This is a genomic window from Photobacterium sp. GB-72, from assembly GCF_003026095.1.
Taxonomy (GTDB): domain Bacteria; phylum Pseudomonadota; class Gammaproteobacteria; order Enterobacterales; family Vibrionaceae; genus Photobacterium.
Window position 1 is genome coordinate 395602 of sequence record NZ_PYNV01000002.1, and the last position, 22140, is coordinate 417741.

At 39.3% G+C, this 22140-nt stretch carries 22 protein-coding genes; 10 read left to right on the forward strand and 12 right to left on the reverse strand.

The window, feature by feature from the left end:
- The first annotated feature begins 158 nt into the window (after positions 1-158).
- Positions 159-3221: an FAD-binding and (Fe-S)-binding domain-containing protein gene (locus tag C9J40_RS04995; protein ID WP_107206278.1), complete on the forward strand. Its 3063-nt coding sequence runs from the start codon at positions 159-161 to the stop codon at positions 3219-3221.
- Between the two features lie 72 nt (positions 3222-3293).
- Here the strand turns inward: C9J40_RS04995 and aqpZ are convergent, their stop codons facing one another.
- From aqpZ to C9J40_RS05010, 3 genes are all read right to left on the reverse strand, one after another.
- On the reverse strand, positions 3294-3983 hold the full coding sequence (gene aqpZ / locus C9J40_RS05000) for an aquaporin Z (protein WP_199188050.1): 690 nt from the start codon (positions 3981-3983) through the stop codon (positions 3294-3296).
- A gap of 517 nt (positions 3984-4500) precedes the next feature.
- Positions 4501-4869: a hypothetical protein gene (locus tag C9J40_RS22210; RefSeq protein ID WP_233217618.1), complete on the reverse strand. Its 369-nt coding sequence runs from the start codon at positions 4867-4869 to the stop codon at positions 4501-4503.
- A 211-nt stretch (positions 4870-5080) separates the two neighbouring features.
- Positions 5081-5965, reverse strand: coding sequence for a LysR family transcriptional regulator (locus C9J40_RS05010; protein WP_107206280.1), 885 nt, complete (start codon positions 5963-5965; stop codon positions 5081-5083).
- Positions 5966-6123: 158 nt separating this feature from the next.
- On the opposite strand from C9J40_RS05010, the gene C9J40_RS05015 reads away from it, so the two are divergent.
- Positions 6124-6804: a cation transporter gene (locus C9J40_RS05015; protein WP_107206281.1), complete on the forward strand. Its 681-nt coding sequence runs from the start codon at positions 6124-6126 to the stop codon at positions 6802-6804.
- Between the two features lie 71 nt (positions 6805-6875).
- Here the strand turns inward: C9J40_RS05015 and C9J40_RS05020 are convergent, their stop codons facing one another.
- Positions 6876-7355, reverse strand: a complete 480-nt coding sequence (locus C9J40_RS05020) for an NYN domain-containing protein (RefSeq protein ID WP_005368538.1) — start codon at positions 7353-7355, stop codon at positions 6876-6878.
- 221 nt (positions 7356-7576) lie between these two features.
- On the opposite strand from C9J40_RS05020, the gene C9J40_RS05025 reads away from it, so the two are divergent.
- Together C9J40_RS05025 and C9J40_RS22100 are read left to right on the forward strand one after the other, a co-directional pair.
- Positions 7577-8320, forward strand: a complete 744-nt coding sequence (locus C9J40_RS05025) for a YggN family protein (protein WP_233217620.1) — start codon at positions 7577-7579, stop codon at positions 8318-8320.
- Positions 8321-8496: 176 nt separating this feature from the next.
- Positions 8497-8652, forward strand: a complete 156-nt coding sequence (locus C9J40_RS22100) for a hypothetical protein (protein ID WP_198038405.1) — start codon at positions 8497-8499, stop codon at positions 8650-8652.
- Positions 8653-8713: 61 nt separating this feature from the next.
- Here the strand turns inward: C9J40_RS22100 and C9J40_RS05030 are convergent, their stop codons facing one another.
- Complete coding sequence (locus C9J40_RS05030) at positions 8714-9679, reverse strand: phospholipase A (protein WP_107206471.1); 966 nt, start codon at positions 9677-9679, stop codon at positions 8714-8716.
- Positions 9680-9890: 211 nt separating this feature from the next.
- Positions 9891-12257 carry a YgiQ family radical SAM protein gene (locus C9J40_RS05035; protein WP_107206282.1) on the reverse strand — a complete coding sequence of 789 codons (2367 nt, stop codon included), beginning with the start codon at positions 12255-12257 and terminating at the stop codon, positions 9891-9893.
- Positions 12258-12493: 236 nt separating this feature from the next.
- Here C9J40_RS05035 and C9J40_RS05040 point away from each other — a divergent pair, with 236 nt between their 5' ends.
- Together C9J40_RS05040 and C9J40_RS05045 are read left to right on the forward strand one after the other, a co-directional pair.
- Positions 12494-12718: a YhfG family protein gene (locus C9J40_RS05040; protein ID WP_233220297.1), complete on the forward strand. Its 225-nt coding sequence runs from the start codon at positions 12494-12496 to the stop codon at positions 12716-12718.
- Between the two features lie 2 nt (positions 12719-12720).
- Positions 12721-13311, forward strand: a complete 591-nt coding sequence (locus C9J40_RS05045; RefSeq protein ID WP_107245991.1) for a putative adenosine monophosphate-protein transferase Fic — start codon at positions 12721-12723, stop codon at positions 13309-13311.
- A gap of 86 nt (positions 13312-13397) precedes the next feature.
- On the opposite strand, the gene C9J40_RS05050 is transcribed toward C9J40_RS05045, so the two are convergent.
- Positions 13398-14657, reverse strand: a complete 1260-nt coding sequence (locus C9J40_RS05050; protein ID WP_107206284.1) for a mechanosensitive ion channel family protein — start codon at positions 14655-14657, stop codon at positions 13398-13400.
- A gap of 118 nt (positions 14658-14775) precedes the next feature.
- Between C9J40_RS05050 and C9J40_RS05055 the strand changes: the two genes are divergently transcribed.
- Positions 14776-15543, forward strand: coding sequence for a ribonuclease H family protein (locus tag C9J40_RS05055; RefSeq protein WP_107245992.1), 768 nt, complete (start codon positions 14776-14778; stop codon positions 15541-15543).
- Positions 15544-15556: 13 nt separating this feature from the next.
- Here the strand turns inward: C9J40_RS05055 and C9J40_RS05060 are convergent, their stop codons facing one another.
- The 3 genes from C9J40_RS05060 to C9J40_RS05070 all read right to left on the reverse strand — a co-directional run bounded on the left by C9J40_RS05060 (position 15557) and on the right by C9J40_RS05070 (position 18571).
- Positions 15557-15895 (reverse strand): hypothetical protein, encoded by a 339-nt coding sequence (locus C9J40_RS05060; RefSeq protein WP_107245994.1) that lies wholly within the window; start codon positions 15893-15895, stop codon positions 15557-15559.
- 109 nt (positions 15896-16004) lie between these two features.
- Entirely contained in the window at positions 16005-17372 is a 1368-nt protein-coding gene (gene dcuC, locus C9J40_RS05065; RefSeq protein ID WP_107206287.1) for an anaerobic C4-dicarboxylate transporter DcuC, read from the reverse strand.
- A gap of 320 nt (positions 17373-17692) precedes the next feature.
- Positions 17693-18571 (reverse strand): LysR family transcriptional regulator, encoded by an 879-nt coding sequence (locus tag C9J40_RS05070; RefSeq protein WP_107245996.1) that lies wholly within the window; start codon positions 18569-18571, stop codon positions 17693-17695.
- Positions 18572-18729: 158 nt separating this feature from the next.
- On the opposite strand from C9J40_RS05070, the gene C9J40_RS05075 reads away from it, so the two are divergent.
- The gene (locus C9J40_RS05075) at positions 18730-19938 is read left to right on the forward strand and encodes an MFS transporter (RefSeq protein WP_107245998.1); all 1209 of its coding nucleotides are present in this window, start codon (positions 18730-18732) and stop codon (positions 19936-19938) included.
- A 54-nt stretch (positions 19939-19992) separates the two neighbouring features.
- Here the strand turns inward: C9J40_RS05075 and C9J40_RS05080 are convergent, their stop codons facing one another.
- Complete coding sequence (locus C9J40_RS05080) at positions 19993-20409, reverse strand: hypothetical protein (protein ID WP_107206290.1); 417 nt, start codon at positions 20407-20409, stop codon at positions 19993-19995.
- A gap of 178 nt (positions 20410-20587) precedes the next feature.
- On the opposite strand from C9J40_RS05080, the gene C9J40_RS05085 reads away from it, so the two are divergent.
- Positions 20588-20770, forward strand: coding sequence for a hypothetical protein (locus tag C9J40_RS05085; protein WP_107206473.1), 183 nt, complete (start codon positions 20588-20590; stop codon positions 20768-20770).
- Between the two features lie 6 nt (positions 20771-20776).
- On the opposite strand, the gene C9J40_RS05090 is transcribed toward C9J40_RS05085, so the two are convergent.
- On the reverse strand, positions 20777-21133 hold the full coding sequence (locus tag C9J40_RS05090) for a hypothetical protein (RefSeq protein WP_107246000.1): 357 nt from the start codon (positions 21131-21133) through the stop codon (positions 20777-20779).
- 289 nt (positions 21134-21422) lie between these two features.
- On the opposite strand from C9J40_RS05090, the gene C9J40_RS05095 reads away from it, so the two are divergent.
- Positions 21423-22091 (forward strand): hypothetical protein, encoded by a 669-nt coding sequence (locus C9J40_RS05095; RefSeq protein WP_107246001.1) that lies wholly within the window; start codon positions 21423-21425, stop codon positions 22089-22091.
- Positions 22092-22140: the final 49 nt, after the last annotated feature.

Consider the following 22140-nt stretch of genomic DNA (forward strand, 5'->3'; position numbering starts at 1 on the left):
GCGTTGTAAGGTAAAGTAAAGTGATAATAATATCTACAATTGATGTGCCGATGATCGAATTTATAACGATCAGGCTATAAATATTAAATGAGAGAAGGCCAGTAGTCGTAGGACACGACTCCGCTATAAGTGATAGCGTACACTGGAGAAGGAGCACAATGTTACCAGCATTAACCCATCAGCACAGTATCGAGCAACTGGTGCTTTCATTCCTTGACGATTTATCCGCGGCCGGTTTTCGAGGCGAGATAGAGAAAACCTATGCGAGTCGACTCGCTGTTGCAACAGATAATAGCGTTTATCAAGTTATTCCTCAGGCGGTTATCTTACCTAAAGATATCGATGATCTGGTGTTAATTGGTCAAATTGGTCAACAGAAAAACTATCAAAAAATCACCTTTTCTCCTCGTGGGGGCGGTACGGGAACCAATGGCCAATCATTAACGCCTGGTGTGGTTGTCGATATTTCACGCCATATGAATAAGGTACTGGAAGTTAATCCTGAACAAGGTTGGGTTCGAGTACAAACAGGTGTCGTAAAAGATCAACTTAACGATGCGTTACGTCCTCACGGTTATTTTTTCTCTCCTGATTTATCGACCAGTAACCGCGCTACCGTGGGCGGTATGATTAACACTGATGCCTCGGGTCAAGGGTCGTTAAAATACGGAAAAACGTCTGATCATGTATTGTCGTTAACGGCAGTCCTTGTTGATGGTTCAGTATTAAAAACCGAAGCGTTAGATGAAACGCAAATAGAGTCGATATCAGGTGATGATCTCGCTGCAAAAGTGGTTAAAACCTCTGCACAAATATGTCGTGAAAAACGCCAACAAATTATCGATAAGTTTCCCCCTCTTAACCGCTTTTTAACGGGTTATGATTTAAAAAATGTTTATGACGATGAACTAACACAATTTGATATTGGTCGTTTGTTGTGTGGGGCGGAAGGTTCGCTTGCGTTTATTGCAGAAGCGAAACTGAATATTACGCCGATCCCGAAATCACGAACGCTTGTAAATATTAAATACGATAGTTTTGATTCAGCGCTACGCAATGCGCCAATGATGGTTGAAGCTAAAGCGTTATCGGTAGAAACCATCGATTCCAAAGTATTGAATCTCGCAAAACAAGACATTGTTTGGAACACTGTTAGTGATTTATTAACCGATGTCCCTGGCAAAGAAATGCTTGGGATTAATATGGTTGAGTATGCAAGCAACGATATTGCCGAGAACCAACAACAAGTAAAAGCACTATGCGAACGACTTGATGCCATGATAACGGCAAATGAAGCAGGCATTATTGGCTATCAAGTTTGTGAAGAGTTGGCGAGCATCCAAAAAATTTACACCATGCGTAAAAAAGCCGTGGGTTTATTGGGGGCGGCAAAAGGGAGTCAAAAACCTATCGCATTTGCTGAAGATACCTGTGTACCTCCTGAAAACTTAGCTGATTTTATTGCTGAATTCCGTCAGTTGCTTGATGATAAACAATTAAATTATGGCATGTTTGGTCACGTTGATGCGGGGGTTTTACACGTTCGTCCGGCACTTGATATGTGCGATCCAGAGCAAGAGCGCTTGATGAAAGAAGTCTCTGATCAAGTTGTTGAGCTGGTGGCAAAATATGGCGGATTGATGTGGGGCGAGCACGGTAAAGGCTTCCGCTCTGAATATGGTCCGGCTTTCTTTGGTGATGAGCTATTCACAGAATTACGTCGAATAAAATCAGCGTTTGATCCCCACAATCGTTTAAACCCAGGAAAAATTTGTACGCCATTAGAGAGCGATGATCAATTAGTGAAGGTTGATGATCGAAAGCGAGGTTTTTTTGATCGTCAGATCCCTATAACAACGCGAGATAGCTTTAAACAAGCGATGGAATGTAATGGTAATGGCTTGTGTTTTAACTATGACACCAGCTCACCTATGTGCCCATCGATGAAGATCACCGCAGATCGTCGCCATTCACCGAAAGGGCGAGCAGGACTGGTTCGTGAATGGCTACGTCAATTAGCAGAGCAGGGCGTTAATGCAGACGAGTTAGAACATAAGTTATTGACCACGACACCAACGATTAAACAGATCATCGATCGTCTCAAAAATACCTATGGCGAACGTCGTAAGCAATATGATTACTCTCATGAAGTGATGGAAGCGATGAATGGCTGTTTGGCATGTAAAGCTTGTGCAAGCCAATGTCCAATCAAAGTGGATGTTCCAAGCTTCCGCTCTCGCTTTATGAATATCTATTACAGTCGCTATCAACGACCAGCGAAAGATTATTTAGTCGCGTATGTTGAAAACTATTTACCGTTAATGGCTAAAGCGCCAGGGGTGATGAATGCCTTAACACGTCCGGAGTGGTCGAAAAAACTCACTGAAAAAGCGATTGGGTATGTTGATATGCCGTTATTGTCCTTGCCGACATTAACCGAGAAACTTGATGGACACCATGCGCTGCGTTTTGATCTGCAATGGTTACAAGCGCTGTCAGAGCAAGAGCGTCAGAATTATGTGCTGATTGTTCAAGATCCGTTTACCAGCTTCTATGATGCTGAAGTGGTAAAAGATTTCATTATTTTGGCTGAAAAACTGGGTAAAAAGCCAATTTTGGTGCCATTTAAACCAAATGGTAAAGCGCAGCATGTAAAAGGTTTCTTGCGTCAGTTTGCGAAAACCGCTCGTAACACGGCTGATTTCTTGAATCAATTAGCCGTGCTCAATATTCCAATGGTGGGTGTCGATCCAGCGCTTGTACTTTGTTACCGCGATGAATACGCTGAAGTATTAAAAGAAACCCGTGGTAACTTTGAAGTGTTAACCGCACATGAGTGGTTATTACCCTTATTGCCAGAGTTAAAGCAATATAAAGCAACAGAAGAACAACCTTGGTATTTATTTGCTCATTGTACTGAAAAAACCAAGATGCCTAATGCTGAAAAGCAATGGGAGACGATATTTAGTCACTTTGGTATAGCGCTTCAATCTGTTGCGGTGGGTTGTTGTGGTATGGCTGGTACATTTGGTCATGAAAAAGATAAGTTAGAGACCTCTAAAGGGGTGTATAACCTAAGCTGGAAACCCAATATCGATAAATTAGATCCTTCACGTTGTCTGGCTACGGGATACTCTTGTCGAAGCCAAGTGAAGCGCTTTGAGCACATTAAATTTCAGCACCCTGTACAAGTGTTATTAAAAACGGTGCAAGAAGCTTAATTATTGATAAAGCGAAGACACTAAAAAAGCGAGCTGATGCTCGCTTTTTTAGTGTCTGATGTAATAATGATATTAGTCGTTATTTGGTGCTAACCAACGGTATACCCAACCAGCTAGAACCGCACCGATAAGAGGCGCAACCCAAAACATCCAAAGTTGAGATGTTGCCCAGTCGCCAACGAACAAAGCAGGACCTGTACTACGTGCAGGATTAACCGATGTGTTTGTTACAGGAATACTGACTAGGTGAATAAGTGTTAGCGCAAGACCAATAACTAAACCTGACATTTGTGGTGATGCTAGCTTGTGGGTCGCACCTAAAATCACAAACAGGAACATAAATGTCATCACTACTTCAGTAACGAAAGAAGATAATAATGAGTAGTGACCAGGTGAATGCTCGCCATAACCGTTTGATGCGAAACCGCCAGCGAGATTGAAACCAGCGTGGCCACTTGCGATAACGTAAAGGACAGCAGCACCAGCGATAGCACCAAGTACTTGAGAAATAATATAAGGGATAACTTCACCTGCAGGGAAGCGATTACCCGCCCATAGGCCAACAGTTACTGCTGGGTTTAAATGGCAGCCAGAAATATGACCTATCGCGTATGCCATAGTTACAACAGTCAAACCGAATGCTAATGCTACACCGAGAAAACCGATGCCTAAGTCAGGATAAGCAGCAGCCAAAACCGCACTACCACAACCACCAAGCACTAACCAGAATGTACCGATAAACTCGGCAACCAACTTTCTCATCATATTTCTGTTCCAGATATTATAAAAACGACGCACATAATGGATTAAAAACACCGTTCTATCTAGCGGTGTCCATTTAATTTAAAGATAAATTATCATTATTTATCTGAATTCACAGAAGTGAATGACTAACTATAAGTGTAATTAAGTGTAGTGATTGATTTGTGATTAAACATTACAAATCAATGAGTTAGTTGCTAGTTGTAGCATTGATTACTATGCGGTATTTTTTAAGTGGCTGTGTTTTATTCTGATTAAATAAGTTACGACTATCAGCAATTAATTCACAATGGGTCTCTGTCCAGTGTCGTCATTTAATTACACCATCATGAGTTTCAGTTAAAAGGGGGGAATTTTCGCCTCAGTCACCGCAATGGGCATACATAATACCGTCACAATATTGAAGATCTGGCTGGTGGATATGGCCGCATATAATTCTATCAACCGGATTGTTTATTGCGTGACTAATCGCAGCTTGACGAAAACGAGCAATAGCTTGGTGCGCTTTATCGATCCTTTACTTTAAATATGTAGCTAAGGACCAATAAGGTTTATTTAATTGACAGCGACTATGGTGTAGCCAGCGATTGAGAAAAAGCATGAAGTCATAGCCTTTATCTCCTAAATAATTATGAAAGCGATGAATGGTGATCAAATCATCAAATTCATCACCGTGTAACGCCAGTCTTTTGTTTCCAGTCGCTGTGGTATGAGTGTATTGGCGTTCGAGTTGTATATGACCAAAATCGTAGTGAAGAAAGTCACGGATTTTTTCATCGTGATTGGCTGGAATGTAGATGATCTTACAATCGTGGTGTGCTTTATCGAGTAATAGGTTTAGTAATGCATGGTCAATAAGAGCGATTTCTTTGAGGCCATAAATCAATAATATCACCCACTAAAATAATGGTTTCAGCTTGGTTATGTTTAAAAAGTTGAGGAGGTAATCAATTTTACAATCACGGTTACCTAAATAGAGATCAGATAGCCATAAGGTGCGATAGCTATTGATATTCATGATTCCTCAACACTCTGTTTAGGATGAATTTTAACGCTATCGCGGTTTTATGACTTTTAAGTGGCTATTTAATTAATTTCTAATCACTTTCATCAAACAAGTAAGCTTCTATTTGCTCTGAAAGCCATTTAATGACAGGTGTTCGGCGCGATTCGGTTTCTACAACCTCACCATAAGCTTGCCAGTTCATTGCTCGGTTATACTTGATGACTTTAAGTGTGCCGTCGCGCAAGTAATGATTAATTAGAATCGCAGGTAAATAAGACCAACCGGTTTGATCTAGCACCGCATCACGAAGGTGTTCGTAAAATGATAATGCAATGTATTTACCAGCCTTCGGCGTAACAATTTTCAGGTTTTCTTCGTCGATGTATGCTACGGCAATTTCAGTGAAACGCTCAAGATCGGCTGCTGTCACTTTACGTAATTGACTAAGCGGATGATCTTTATGGGCAACGGACATCATGCGAATTTGACCTAAATCGATCTGATTGACGCGTGACAGCTGATGGGTATCTGGTAATAATCCATAGGCGACATCAACAAGATTTTGGGTCACCATTTCTTCTAGTTCTTGTGGCGGAGCACTATAAATAGAGACACTGGTTTGGGGAAATTGTTTACGAATATCACGCAGTAGTTTACGCCACACAGCTTCTGGTAATGAATCATCACGTGCGATACGAATGCTGGATTCAACACCGGCTAAATGCTGATCACAGCGGGTTTCAATATCACGGGCAATGAGTAGCATTCTTTCGAAATCATTAGCAATTGCATCACCGATACTGGTGGGAATTATTTGGTTTCCTGTTCGATTTAAAAGCGCAATACCGAGTTCATCTTCCAGCGCACTTAAAGCGGCACTGACGGTAGTACGGCTTTTTCCTAATTTTCGTGCGGCTTCTGCAATAGACCCTGTCTTAATTGCATACAAATACATCTCAATTTGATTGGTTCTCATGCAGAATTTTGCCCGTTAAATATACAAACCTATATGCTCATATTAGCGACGAATAACTTGTCGCTCAGAGATTATATTATTAATCTAAGTCACAGTATTATGTACCTAGGATAATTCAACAACAAAAAACGACGAATAATTTGTCGATTGAGGTATATATGTCTAGCAAGATACAACAAGAGCGTGGATTGCTATTGTTGTCAACAATATCATCATTTTCATTTGCAGTAATAGGGATTGTTTTAGGGTCTATTGTTGGCTCGTTAGTAATTGTGTTTGATGGTGCCTATTCACTCGTCAGCTTAGCGTTAACCATGTTATCACTGGGTGCTGCGCATTATATTCATAAGCCTGAAGTGGATAAGACAACCCCTCAATTTGCGATGATTGAGCCTGCTGTTATTGCGATTAAAGGTTCTGTTATTGCCATTATGTGTTTATGGTCTTTTTATTCAGCCGTTGAAGCAATTTTAGCGGGTGGTCGTGATATTAATGCGGGCGTTGCACTTGCATTTGGTATGGTAAGTGTTACTGGCTGTTATGCGACTTACCGTTATATTAAGTTGAAGAGCGAGAATATTGAATCAGCGTTAGCCGATGCTGAAGCAAAACAGTGGATTATGGACACGGTGATCAGTGTTGCTGTACTTGCTGGTTTCTTTATCGCTAAATTATTAATGATGACGCAGTATGCTGGATATGCAGTCTATGCCGATCCAACAATGGTTGTATTAGCGTCGATTTATTTCATTATTGTTCCTGTAAAAATGGTATGGCTTTCAGTACACGAACTACTAGAAATTCATGGTCAGCCAATGGCACATGTAATGAGTAAATAAAGAGAGTAAACGAGATAAGGCCAGCTTTATTGTTTGATAGAGCTGGCCTTATTTATTATGCTATACAACGACTAACGTCCCAGTAAAAGGGTATCTTCAATTTCGCGGTAATGTGTAGCGGTATTGATAAGTGATGTTGCTGTTAAGCCCGGTACGCCATACACTTCAACCTTGGTATTATATTTGGTCTGTACTTTATCAACTAACAAATCAAAGTCACCATCGCCTGAAAGTAAAATAATACGATCAGCATCTTGTGCATGTTCGATAACATCTAGTGTAATACCCACATCCCAATCTCCCTTAGCAGAGCCATCACTGCGTTGGATAAATGGTTTTAGTTTTACTTCAAAGCCAATCGCTCGCAGAATATTTTGAAATTGTCTTTGCTTTTCATCTCCTTTATGGATGGCATAAGCGTAAGCTGCGATGATTTCTCTATCTTGTGAAACTTCCGCCCAAAAAGCATTGTAGTCGAAGTTAGCACGATACTTTTCTTTGACGGTGTAGTAGATGTTTTGTACATCAACAAATATTGCCACTTTTTCCACGAGAATTCCAAATTGGTTGAATTTAAAAGCTATGTTGAAGAAATGACGAGGATAATTCAACTGTTATTGAACAATGTGTTGTTATTGTTGGTTTTTTATTCAAAGAAACATAACGAGTCGTTACAAGCAACAAATCGCGATGGAATATGGAGTAAAATTGGAAAACTATGGTCTTAATAAAAAGGCAATCACTCGCCGAGATAATTTTAAGAGATAAAGTGATGAACAAGATATTGATCGGCACACTGTTATTAAGTTCAAGCTCAGTATTGGCACAGAGTTGCCCTGTAGATGTGCCACATCCAATTCACATTGATAAGGGGAATATTTCTGTTTATGAGCAAGGTAAGCCTAAGTTACTGATTGATAAAAATAATGAAGTTTATATTAATGGTGAAAAAATTGATTTAACGGCAATGCAGCAAAAAGCAGTCGAGGCCTATAGCCACAATGTTCAGACTTACCTACCGCAGATGGCACAACTAGCACAAGAAGGTGTTGGGATGGCAACGGATGTATTGGGTGAAGTAGCCAATAGTTTTGATTCACAAGATGCTTTTAAAAACGTTGAAACGTTAATTGCTCAGTTTGGTCAGCAGGCTAATGAGAAATTTTATAATCAGCAGGGTGAGTTTGTTATGCCTGCTGATGTGTTTTCTAATATGGATACTAATTGGAAAACCGAGTTTGAATCGGCAATGAAACAAGTCAGTGTTCAATCAATAGCGAGTTTATTTGCGGCGCTTTCTGATGAAATGAAAAACGGTGATGTAGATTTTACGCAGCTTCAATCAAAATTTTCCGAATTAAAAGCACGCTTAGGCGAACAAATGGCCCAACGTAGTCAGCAAATGAAAGTAAAAGCAGATAGTTTATGTGGTTCTATTGAAGGTCTGGCTGAGCAAGAAAAACAACTTCAACAGGTGATACCGCAATTGAAAGGCATTCCAATGTTTGAGATTTAATTCTTTTTATTATTTACTTAAATAGCGCAGTTCTGCGCTATTTTTGTTTGTATGTTTTTTGTCCTAAAGATGAACTATGTGTTAAGCTAAAAAGAGAAAATAAGTAATAATATCGTGTATTTAAAGGAAGATTTTTACATCATTAAATAACGCACTTTGACCAATAGGGGATAAATATGTTGAAGATTGCTGTGATAATTGGTCTGTTACTGTTTGCTTATTGGGTTATGCGCTATATGTCGCCTACGAACCAAAGAAAGGTTGTTGTTGGTCTTTTTTCCATATTAGGTAGCGCTGCAATTATCTTTATGGGGTTCGAGCTGTTCCGCTAGAGCAGCATGACGCTTATTTATTTAAATATGAAAACACTAAGCGTCATGATAGATCCAATCATTACAAAATATCAGTTAGAGCAATACCCACACCAATACGTTGCTGCTTGTGGTTATAATCAATCAGATTTTCACCGTAGCCTGTTGAGTATTTAGTATAGCCGCGCAGTTTACCCCAGAGCGGGAAAGTTAAACCAACTTCACCATAGCCTTTATGAGAGGCAAAGTTTTCACGTCCAACAAAGCTGAATTCATAGTCATCCCATTTGTAAACCACACCGACTTGGTAATGCCCCATGTAATGTTCGATATCAGGGTTGTCATCACCAGATGGAGAGGTGGGTTCTTTTTTCTTATCTTCAGGAATACGCCACCATGGTCTAAATGAGAAGGCAAAATTTCCCTTTTCAAAGATGAAGTCGGTATATACACGGTTCCAACTACGAGATAACCCTTGAGTTCGACCATTTGATTGATGTTCGATACCTATTGTTGCCCATGTATTACCACCAAGAGGTTTCCATGGTGTAGGCGCTAAGTAAAACATTTCAGGGCGATAGTTGGTTTCTCTAAATGGGCGTGAAATGTCACTAGCATATACCTGCCAGTAAGAATTTAATGTGAAAGCAAGAAATACGCCATCGCCATCAATGAGTAAATCATCGTAGTTTAATGGTGTTTTAAAACTTATCTGGAATTCAGCTTCAGCATTCTTTAAGTGATTATCCCATTCTGTACCGTTATAAGCATCACGATTAATACTGTCAGTGAGGGTAACAGGAAGGAAGTAGTTCATACGGTGAGGTGTAATAACAAACGGATCAAACGTAGTCTCACGTTCACGTTGTAAACGCTGTGAGATCATAGGCTCGTTACTGATTTTTTTAGCCTCAGCTATTAATTTTTCACAACGACTACGGATTTGGCTAAGTTTTAAATCACCGCTTTGATTTTTTACAGCATCCAATAAGCATGCCTCATAGTCGTCATTAGGTGCCGCTGTCACAACACAAGGGGCTGTAAACATCGCTAATAAACAGAAATTATATACTGGTTTCACAAGTAATTGACGTCCCTAATTATAAGTGCAGGCAAGTTACATAACAGTTAAGCAAGCTGATTTTAACAGTTTGTTTTGTATCAATTACTATCTATTATACATACCAAATGTCAATATTTGGTTAAATAAAACGCCACATAGAAGTGGCGTTTTTTGTAACGGGCTATGTTAATGAATATTAAGCGCCAGCTCGACTGCGTGTCGGTTTATTTGGTCGACCTGCCTTTCCGTTGCGATTTTTATTACCTGCAGGTTTGCCATTACGGGCACCTGCATTGTTGCCGTTATTTGGGCGCTTATTGCCGTTTGTCTCACTTCGGTTACCTGTCCCTTCAGGTTTACCATTAGCCGTAGGTCTTCCATTGGCTGAAGGTTTACCTTTTACTGTTGGCTTTCCGTTACGGGTTGTTGGGCTGCGCTTTCCATCTTTACGGATATCTGGTTGATTTGGATGCTTAGTCGCAAATCGCTTAGAACCATGGCGACCTGAGCCACGACGCTCTGCTGGGGTTAGCTCAGCTTCAGTTCCTGGTGGTGGAACTAAACAGCTTGAACGATTACCGATTAAGTGCTTTTTGCCCATCGAAATGAGTGCATCACGGATCAATGCCCAGTTAGCTGGATCATGATAACGTAATAGTGCTTTGTGTAAGCGACGTTGACGTTCACCTTTAGCAACAGATAAATCTTCGCGGCCTTTATATTTTACTTTTTTCAGTGGGTTTGTTTCAGAGTGATACATCGCCGTTGCATTACACATTGGTGACGGATAGAAGTTCTGAACCTGATCACACTGGTAATCATTTTGCTTTAACCATAATGCAAGGTTAAGCATGTCTTCATCTGTGGAGCCCGGGTGTGCTGAAATAAAGTAAGGGATCAGGTATTGCTTCTTGCCTGCTTCCTGGCTGTATTGTTCAAACATTTCTTTAAAGCGATCAAAGGTACCCATGCCTGGCTTCATCATCAGATCAAGGGTGCCTTTTTCGGTATGCTCTGGGGCAATTTTTAAGTAGCCACCAACATGGTGAGTCACAAGTTCTCGAACATACTCTGGTGATTCAACCGCTAAGTCATAACGCACGCCTGACGCAATCATAATCTTCTTAATGCCTTTTAGATTACGTGCTTCACGATACAGATCGATAGTATGTTTATGGTCAGTATTCAGCTTTTCACAGATCTTAGGGAAGATACATGATGGACGACGACAGTTGGCTTCTGCACGTTCATCAGAGCAGCCTAAACGATACATGTTTGCTGTTGGGCCACCAAGATCCGAAATAGTACCCGTAAAGCCCGGCACTTTTTCTTGAATATCTTTAATTTCATTCAAAATCGATTCTTTTGAACGGTTTTGGATGATTCGACCTTCATGCTCAGTGATTGAACAGAAAGAACACCCGCCAAAACAACCACGCATGATATTCACTGAGGTTTTGATCATGTCATAAGCTGGGATCTTTGCTTTGCCGTAGCTTGGGTGCGGAACACGTGCAAACGGTAAGCCGAAAACAAAATCCATCTCTTCCGTTGAGAGTGGGATCGGTGCACGGTTTACCCAAAGCTCTCGATCAGCATGTTTTTGAATTAGAGCACGGCCAGAGTAGGGGTTGGTTTCTAAATGCATCACACGGCTAGCGTGGGCATAGAGAATACGGTCATTAGCTAATTTTTCATATGACGGTAAACGAACAACTGTTGTTTTTGCATCGTGACGTGACGGCTGTACACGTACTACTTTGGCTTCGTTTTTTTGTTCTTGTTTATTAGTGTCACAGTTTTCTTCGGTTGCGTATGGGTTTGGCATTACCATTGCGCGGCCGGGCTTTTCAATACGTGAAGAGTCAATTTCTTTATACTCTTCAGGAACTTCTTTCACCATTACCGCAGTACCAGCGATACGCGTTAATGATTTAATATCTTCGCCATTGCCTAAACGGTGCGCAACTTCAACCAGTGCACGTTCAGCGTTACCAAACAATAAAATGTCGGCTTTTGCATCCATTAATACTGAACGACGGACTTTGTCAGACCAGTAATCATAGTGTGCAAGACGGCGAAGGCTCGCTTCAATACCACCTAATACAATAGGAACGTCTTTAAATGCTTCACGGCAGCGCTGAGAATATACGAGTACTGCGCGATCGGGACGTTTGCCCCCTTCATTGTTCGGGGTGTAAGCATCATCATGACGAAGCTTACGATCGGCGGTATAGCGGTTGATCATCGAATCCATGTTACCGGCGGTAATACCAAAAAAGAGATTTGGTTTACCCAGTTTCATGAACTCATCTTTATTGTCCCATTTAGGTTGGGAAATAATACCAACGCGGAAACCTTGGGCTTCTAATAGGCGACCAATGACCGCCATACCAAAGCTAGGATGGTCAACATAGGCATCACCAGTAACAATAATAATGTCACAGCTATCCCAACCTAACGCATCCATTTCTTTACGAGATGTCGGTAAAAATGGTGCTGTGCCATAGCATTCAGCCCAATACTTAGGATAGCTATCAATAGGTGTTACTTTCGTGTGCATGTTTTGACCTCTATATTTTGAGGCGGGAATTATAACGGTTAGCGGTATCACTGACTAGCCCCTATAAAACCAGAGAATTTTTATGGATAAATCATTACTGAAACATCATTTTTATAATAGCTAACTATGCTAAAAATATTTCATATAGGGCGTTAAATTAGATGTATTAAATGAACTATGAATCATAAAACATAAAAATGTTTACAATGGACGAAAAAAGAGAAGTGAGAAAATGGATGAAGACTAATGAGCAGGAGAATAAATCGCTGCCGATATTAACAAGCTTTGAAGATAAGCATGCCTATTGTGAGCAAGTTAAAATGGCTAACTTTACGCAAAGTATGCGGTTAGAAGGCTATGACATTCGTGTGCCTTCACCGATAAAAAATATGCGAGAGCGTAATGCATTGCGCCTGCAACTGATTAGGTATTATCAACAAGAGAACACTGAAAAGGTGTGAATGTGGACGATAAGTACGGTACAGATCAAGATCCTTATACTTACGAAAATTCTTATGTATTGATTAATAAGCTCAATATTAGAGATGAAGCTTTATTTGATGAGGCAGAAACTCAATTTAATATATTGGCGGCGATGGGAATTGAATTTGACTCACCACCTTATGATTTCGCGTATTTTTGTCAGCTACACAAATGGCTTTTTGATGATTTGTTTGAGTGGGCGGGTCAGTGTCGTACGATTGATATATCAAAAGACGATACACGTTTTTGTCACGTGAGTCGTTTACCGCAAGAAACCACTCGTTTATTCAACCAACTTGAAGCTGAACGTTATCTGGTCGGGTTACCCTTTGAAGAGTTGATTGAGCGATTGGCACAATATTATTGCGATATCAATGTATTACATCCTTTTCGAGAGGGAAATGGGCGGACACAGCGAATACTGTTTGAACACATAGTAATTAATTGTGGCTATAACATTAATTTTAGTGGCGTAACCGCAGAGCAGTGGCTTAATGCGAATATTCAAGGGGTCGTGTGCAATTATAAGCCGATGCAGGATTTATTTAGGCGCTGTGTGGTAACGCCTTAATGTATTTGTAACTGTCGGAGTAAAACAGCAAGCTATAAACGCTGAGAGTATAGCGTTATATCGCTTGCCATTTCTAAGTTCGATAATTAAAAGTTTTGTTTTTCAGCGATAGACTGTTGTTCAATTGCCGTAAGTGGTTGCAAACTTCTAACATCTGATGCTGCTGGGCTTTGGTAAACCGCTAGACCGAACTTAGGGATCATTGCAAAGATATGGTCAAAAATATCTGATTGCACATCTTCATAAAAAGCCCATCGCGTATCATTCACAAAAACATAAATTTGGATTGGTAATCCATTGGGGGTCGGCTCTAATTCACGTACAAGAAAAGTCATATCTTGACGTATTTGAGGATGTTGTTTGAGATATACATCAAGATAACCACGAAATATCGCAACATTGGTTAAGCCAGTATTTGGTGGTAGGTTTTGCTTTTTCTTTGTCAGAATTGCAGGTACAAAATTTATTGTTGCTAACTGTGCTTCATCATTGCTGTCGATAAACTTGATGGTATCAATATCGATTAACACAGAGCGCTTAATGCGACGACCACCTGATTCTTGCATTTGGCGCCAGTTAATAAAAGAATCTTGAACCAGCGCATAAGCGGGAACATTGGTTACGGTGTTATCCCAGTTTTTCACTTTTACCGTGGTTAATGAGACTTCTTCAATACTGCCATTAGCACCATATTTATCCATTTGGATCCAGTCACCTACTTTTACCATTTGGTTTGCTGATAACTGGATACCAGCAACAAAGCCTAAGATAGTATCGCGGAAGACTAATAACACTAAACCTGTCGCAACACCTAAACCACTTAAGAAATAAACGGGAGAGCGATTGGCGAGTACTGAAATAGCAATGATAAAACCAATTAAAAAGATGATTAACTTAAATAATTGAACAAAACTTTTTATGGGCAGATCACGGCTCATTAATTTGATATCGGCAATATCATTACTGGCATCTAAAAAAGCATAACTACTTCGAATAAGAGCCAAAATAAGCCATAAACTTAGAAGACGGTCTATTAATCCACTAAGAATAATATGTTTATCAAGTACTAGTGGGATGAGTAAGTTAAGCACAACGGCAGGAATGATCAGTGACAGTTTTTCAAACACCGCATGTTTGACGATTACTGAACCCCATGAGGCCTTTGATCGCCTGAGCATGGTATTGACAATTTTCAGTAATCCCCAGCGAACGATCACATAAGTAAAAAAAGCGACTCCAACACATAACACTAAGAAAAATACTGTTGATATATTGTCATGCGGTTCAATATTGACACCAATTTCGGATAAAATGTGCGCGATATCAACTCTAACTTCTTTGCTCACAGACTCACTCCATTTGATTACATTTAATAATAAACTATTAGCGCATCATACCTGAAAAAAATAGCTAATGACTGTTAGTATATAACTGAATATTCAATGATGTGTGTTGGAGATTGACGTGGCGAAAAAGTTTTATGTTGTATGGCAAGGACGAGAGCCGGGAATATATACCGATTGGGCGAGTTGTAAACAGCAAGTGGACAAGTTCACTGGTGCTAAATACAAGTCATTTCCTAGCCAAGAAGAAGCGCAAGTTGCTTTTGGTGGTAAAGTTCCCACATATAGAGCATCCGCTGCCACAAAAAATACCGCAAAAGCCGTTAAAACGAGTAAAGGCTCTTTGACCGCAGAGCAAGTACTTGCAGTAAAAGCAGAGATTAAAATCTTTACTGATGGCGGTTGTGATCCTAATCCCGGTAAAGCAGGTTCAGGTTTAGCTCTGTATCGAGAAAACCAATTAAATGAATTGTGGTTTGGTTTATATAACCCGCAAGGCACCAATAATACCGCTGAGCTAAATGCGTTATATCAAGCCTTACTCCAAGCTGAAAAGTATATTGCAGGTGGCATAAGTGTCGCGATATTTTGTGATTCACGTTATTCGATTCAGTGTATTACTCAATGGGCGGTATCGTGGAAAAATAATGGTTGGAAAAAAGCAGGGGGGGAGATCAAAAATCTAGATTTGATCCAACCAATGTTTGAGCGCTATCAGACAATTAAAGATATGATCCAAATTTACCATGTGAATGGACACGTCGGCATCGAAGGCAATGAATTAGCTGATAGGATGTCTATTCTCGCAGTAGATGAGCGCGAGGTTGCGTTTTCACTATATCAGCAACCCTTAGATATTAAAGTGATTTTAGCCCTAAGAGCGGGCTAAAATCGGTGATAAATTATTCTTGATAACTGAGTAAAGCGAGCATACGTTCAATGTTCGCTTTTTTATTTCCGTGATTTCCCATCATTTCTTGATTGCCTAACGCAAAGAGCCAATCTTCAATCGCATCGCCATCAATATCGTCACGAAAATTGATCAAATTCGCCCATTGTTCAAGATCGTCATCATCAATCTCTTGCGTTAAGTATTTATTCAGTACTTGAATGAGCAAAGATTTAGTAACAATAAATGGTGTGTCTTGAGCCGATGACTCTGCATTAAGGTAGACAGAAAAGGCATTGTCACGTTCAGGGCCAAAACTCATAATTTGATAAATAGCTTGTTGTTTATCCACTGTAGTTAACTTTAATCGATGGTTGAGTGGTTATTCTGCCGTTTTAGAAGCAATAAAAAAAGCCTGTAGAGCGCTCTACAGGCTTGAGTATTTATCATATTAATTTCGATTAAGCGTACATAGGTACAAGCACGACAGTACCTAAAATGACAGTAATTAAGCCACACACCACAGGTACAACAGTACGTTTAACCACATCGAATGGGCTGATTTTCGCCATACCAGAGGTTGCAACAATAACACCTGATACCGGTGAGATAGTACGACCTAAGTTTGATGCTTGAAGCATAGGGATGATAAGGAATGCAGGGTTTAAACCTAACTTACCCGCAAGTTGAGGTGCAAGTTCAACAAAGGCATAGAAAGGCGCATTACCTGAGCCTGTTGCAATAGCAGCGGCAACCGTTAGTGCTGTTAGTAATAGCATTAGCGCGACGCCACCGGCACCCGCTTTATCAGCCAATGCGAGTAGGTTATCAATGGCACCAACAGACATTAAGCCTTGCGCAAACACACCAGCTGCGACCAATAGCATCACTACGCCTTTGAATGCATCACCCATACCTGCGTAGCAAGATTCTAGATTTTCAAGTGTAACTTTGCCGTTTAAGCGATTAGTCAGAAAATCGACAATTGCACCAATGGTAATAGATAACACAACAATGGTGTAAATATCGATTTTTAGGCCAGGGATAGTTTCACCATTAAATAGGAATACCCCAATGATTGGCATGAAAGGTAAAATTGAGTAATACCCAGGCGCTGTCACTTCCATTTCAGAAATATCAACACGCTCCATTGGTGTGTTGTTTTTCTTATCAAGATATTTGTTCCAGAAGAAAGCAGCGACCGCCATTACAATAATGGCACTGATAGAAACTGGTAATACGGTTTCAACGGCAAACACGTGTAATGGTAAACCTGCTTTTTCCGCAGCAACCACCACATCACCTGACGTTGGCGATAGGATGATCGCAGCAGGGGAGGCACAGACTGCCGCTGCCGCTGGGCGAGAAATACCCATAGCAGTCATCATTGGGAATAGTGTCGCCATTAATAGCACACCAAGACCAGTTGCAGAGCTCACGGCAAGAGACATTAAACAAGCAACAATATAAGCAGCAACTAATAGTACGTAAGGCGATTTAATTAATGACAAAGGTTTTGAAAATTGTTTTACCACGACATTATTAGCACCAATGTGGGTCATGTATGATGCGAAACCGCATAACAACATGATTTGTAGACCTAAGCCGCCACCACGGTACTGCAGCATGTATTTTACATACTCAAGAGAATCGGTGAATAAATTACCTGTTGATGCAACTTTTGCAGGTAAAACAGAATGACCTAATAAGCCTGCAATAATTAATAACGAAACTCCCGCGGTGAGTAATACTCCTGCAGCTTTATATCCTTTAACAATGTAATAGCCAACGGCGATGGTGATCACCAAGCCTATTAATAGCTCCGTCATGAAGACTCCTTATTTCATTTTAAATCTAATTGTAAAAAGTTGTTACTATGCGGTGGTATTTGCTGCTAGTAATGTAACTAAAAATAAAATTATTAACGAGATTTAATCAGATAAGTTATGATCTAAAACAGTATTTACTGTTGATTGTTAATTTTATGATAAATAATATAGTGATTAATTGAATGTTGTTACTATCTAACTGTTAAATAACAATATTCATATTGTTTTCTATTAAGAGATAATAAGATTTAATATCAACTCGATTAATAAGATAAAGCGACTTAACTATTGCAGTGTTGAATGATATTTATAGAATGCAATTATTGTTGGCAGCAGTGCTGCTTTACATAATCAATAAATGCTTGATCAGCTAATGATAAATATCCTGTCTTACGCCATGCCATCACGATATCAAGTAAGATCGGTTGTTCAAAAGGAATTGGGACAAGCTTTGGTTCATACTCTGTCACCATCTCTAGTAATGTAGTGATGGCGAAATCTTGTCTCACGATTTTAAAAATCATCGCCAGTAAGTTAGTTTCAAATGAAATGTTAGGTGTGAAATGGTATTTCTCACAGATGCTATCGATTGTTTCTCGATGAAAATAGCCATGTTTAAACATGACTAGCTCTTGGTTGAAAAAATCAGAAAAAGAAAGGGATTTATATTTTGAGAATTCATGATTCTCTGAAACTACAGCAACCATTTGTGATTTCAATAGCGGCTCTGGATGCAATGAATCAGGCAGTTCATGATTAATGATCACACCAAAATCTAACTCACTATCAATGATCATCTTTCTGATTGATTGAGTGCCAGCCTCTACAATACTCAGTTTTAAATGTGGATATTGACTCTTAAAGCCCATAATTATTTCTGGAAAGAAATATGAGCCTAACATGCTTGGAATACCGACACGCACTTCTCCTTTTTCTAATCCTCGTAATTCAGCCATTGCGGTTTGTGCATCATTAATTTTCTGAATAATCGCTTTGGCGTGAAGAAGTAATACTTTTCCTTCATCGGTTAATTCTACTTTGCGTTCATTACGTGAAAATAAGCACAAGCCCAGTTGTTGCTCTAGTTTTTTGATTGTCATGCTGAGCGCGGGTTGAGCAATGTGTAACTTTTCAGCTGCTCGCGTAAAATTATTTGTTTCTGCTAGTGCGACAAAATAGGTAAGTTGTCGAGAATCCATAGCTATAAACCAAAGTTATTATGATTATATATATTATATATTTTCATTATTACATAGCAATTGATACCGTAACTGCTCTTTGATAGATAATTCTTCCCACGTTAATGCTTATCTCAATGATATGGGTAATGTATTGAGCATTATTTTCTGGTGAATATATGATTGAACTCCATTCGTCTCATTATAAAAAAGCTTGTTTTGCATTGGCATTAGGTTCTTTTATTGTGTTTTGTAACCTTTATTTATTTCAGCCTATGCTGCCACTTATGGCACAAGAATTTGGTGTGAGTGCGACAGCTATTAATTGGATACTAGCGGCAACGACATTAATGTTAGCCGTGTGCTTGATCCCTTGGGCGATTGCTTCTGAAATTGTCGGACGGCGTGTGATTATGTTAGTGAGTTTGTCATTATTACCCGTCGTTGGAAGCATCATGGCTTTTAGCAATAGTTTAATCACTCTTACCATTTTAAGAGCTGTAATGGGGATTTCTGTTGCTGGCTTTATTGCTGTTGCTGTTGCTTATATGGCTGAAGAATTTACACCTAAAGCACTTATGGTTGCGGTGGGAAGCTATATTAGTGCGAATTCACTAGGGGGGATCGTTGGGCGATTATATGGCGGTATTGTCAGTGAGCACTATAGCTGGCATCTCGCCGTATTAGGATTGGCTGGTTTTAGTTTGGTTGGTGCAATCATTGTAATCAAGTTATTACCTAAACAGCAACACTTTAAGCCTAATCGCCAAGGCTTTCGCGTTCATGGCAAGCATTTGGTACAGCATATAAAGCAACCTATATTATGGATCGCTATGTTGATTGGCGGTATTAACTTTGCGCTATTTGTTAACCTTTATTCGGTATCTGGTTTTAGATTGGTCGCGGCACCGTTTAATTTACCATTGAGCTGGGCTGCTTTAATCTTCCTTTGCTATTTAAGTGGCACATTTACATCAAGATTCAGCGGTAAATGGGCTAACAGATTTAGTCCTGTGAGTGGCATATTATTAGGTGGAGTGATTAGTTTTCTAGGAATGTGGTTAGGTCTAATTGAATCACGTCCAATGATCATCATTAGCTTGTTACTGATTAGTTCTGGCGCTTTCTTTACTCATTCACTTGCTTATGCATGGGTCAGTAAACACGCACAAGTTGCTAAAGCTACAGCAACAGCGATGTATTTAGTGCATTACTATGTGGGCGGTAGTGTAGGGGGCTTCTTATTAATTTACTGTTGGCAGCATGGCCGATGGGAAAGTGTCGTTGCTGGTGGAACGGTACTTTATAGTGTAATGTTTATTTTATGTGGATTATTAGCCCGAGAAGCCGGAAAAAGTAAAGCGCAAATAATAGAACAACTTGGATAATGATCTAGTGGATATTGATAGTACGTTATAGACAGGATCTATAACGTACTTTAACTATTTTATTTCAATCAATAACGTGAAATCACTGTGCTCACCACGACGAGCAAAAGCACGATATTGACCAACTCGAATGGTGTATTTACCGCTGTATGGCAGAATATAAGCGCCTTGTTTATTGAGTGCTTCAGAGTATTCACTGAGATCAACGCCTGATTCTAAGTGCTTATTAGATAGGTTAATCCACAACTTCGTACTTTTTGTCAGAAGTTTTGCCGTTAGTGCCTGCCCTTTTTTTGCATAAAAAACATAATCGTTAAAATCGTAACCTTTTATTTTTGCAGGATATTCAGCGCTAGTTGCACCTTTTTGAAAATGTACGTCCTGTGTTTTATTTGCAGCCAAAGCAAGAGATGAAAATAAGCTGATACATAAAATACAAATAGTGAGTGATAAGCGGGAAAAGAATTTCATAGCCTTGTCCAGTAAAGTAAAGAGAGATAGACCTTATTTTATTAGTATATCAGGCTATTAGAATGATGATAAATCCATTCATAGTCAGTGATGCTGATATTTAAAGTTTTATATATATTTTATACGTGATTTAAGGTATCCTATATAAAACCTGATGTATATGGATGGTGCATTAAAAATGGAAAATAAAATAAAAGATCTAACCGTAAAGCAGCGCTTGCTACTGGCTAAGCAAGGACGATTTATTCACATTTTATCGACAGATCCTGATCGCCGAGTTAGAGCCGCAGCAACAGAATATAATCTTGATATATTGATTGATGATGATGCTGCTTTTGATGCGCTTATGGAGTTAGATTAAAAACGATCATTTTATTTTCTCAATGACTGAATCTAATAATGTTGAACCATGATATATTTTAAAACTGAGAAAATTAACAAAAGGATATTGTTTATTTAAAATCGCTTTATCTGAGTGCATATTTTTTATCATTTCTTTCGCTAAACCATGCAACTGTTCTGAATTAAAAGAAGTTGGGTTATATTGGTAACTATAGGTTAAGGTTTGATCAGAACAATTAATGACATAAAAGGCATTAATTTCTGAGTTATTGGTTTCTAAGGTATTTCTTCCTGATGGTATGTCAGCACAAGAATAAATAGCGGAAAATACGGGTGAACTGCTAAGTAGCAATAACAGTGGGAGAAGTTGTGATTTTCTCATATAAACCTCCTGCAGTTTGAATAATTATGATGATTAGAAGTTAAAGGCTAAATAGATAAACTTCTTTTTAATTTTATCGCTTTCACTATGAAAGGTGGCTTAATTATTAAAAATTCTTATAGTTAAGAAGTTTTTAATAAAATATGCAAAATGCGTCTCAAATAGAATAAATGACATTATTGGTTTATTTTAAAATGTAGCCTCAATTTAGAAAATCTAGCCATATATTCACATCACAGAATAACTCGGTATAATCGCTGTACTTTTTATCTACTCAATGACGTTTATTATGGCAGGCTACTTAACCTTTCTTGTGCCCGCGCTACTTGGTGCGCAACTTATCCTTACCATTGTTTTGATGAAGGGCGAAATTTGCCCAGGTCAACGTGGTCGTGTTCATAAAATGTTACCAGTATTGCTTGTTGGTTGGTTACTCGCCGCTATAGCACAGCCTTTAGCCGTGTTACCTTTACTGTCATTAGCGTTCTTTACGATGAAAGTGAAAACAGGGAAAACACGTGATGCTGGGCCTATTAAAGTTTTATATGGCAGTGATGTATTAGCCTTTATTTGTTGGCTTGTGTTATTACCCACCTTAAATATGCCTGAAATTGCGATTAGCCTAGTTGCTATCGCATTATATGGTAGTGCATTAGCCCATGTTTTACTGACTTTTGCGCGTACGCGTTTACAGGCATTTCATCGTATATTGCCGTTTGCTGGTTTCATCAGTGCAATATTAACGATTTTATTTATGATCTGGCAGATCATGGCTCTCGGTCAGGTAACTACAAGCCACCATATAATAGAAATTATTACGGCGTTAGCATTAATGGTGATTGGCTTGGTTATTTGGTCAGGTCACATCTTATTAAATAAAAAAGCGAACAATTGGCAATTAGTGATTGCGCTTGTAGTGTTGATGTTTTCTGCGGGCTTACAGTTAGTTTTGTTTTAAAACTATCGATATTAAAAACAATGAAATAGAGCCGCTTTTATAGCGGCTT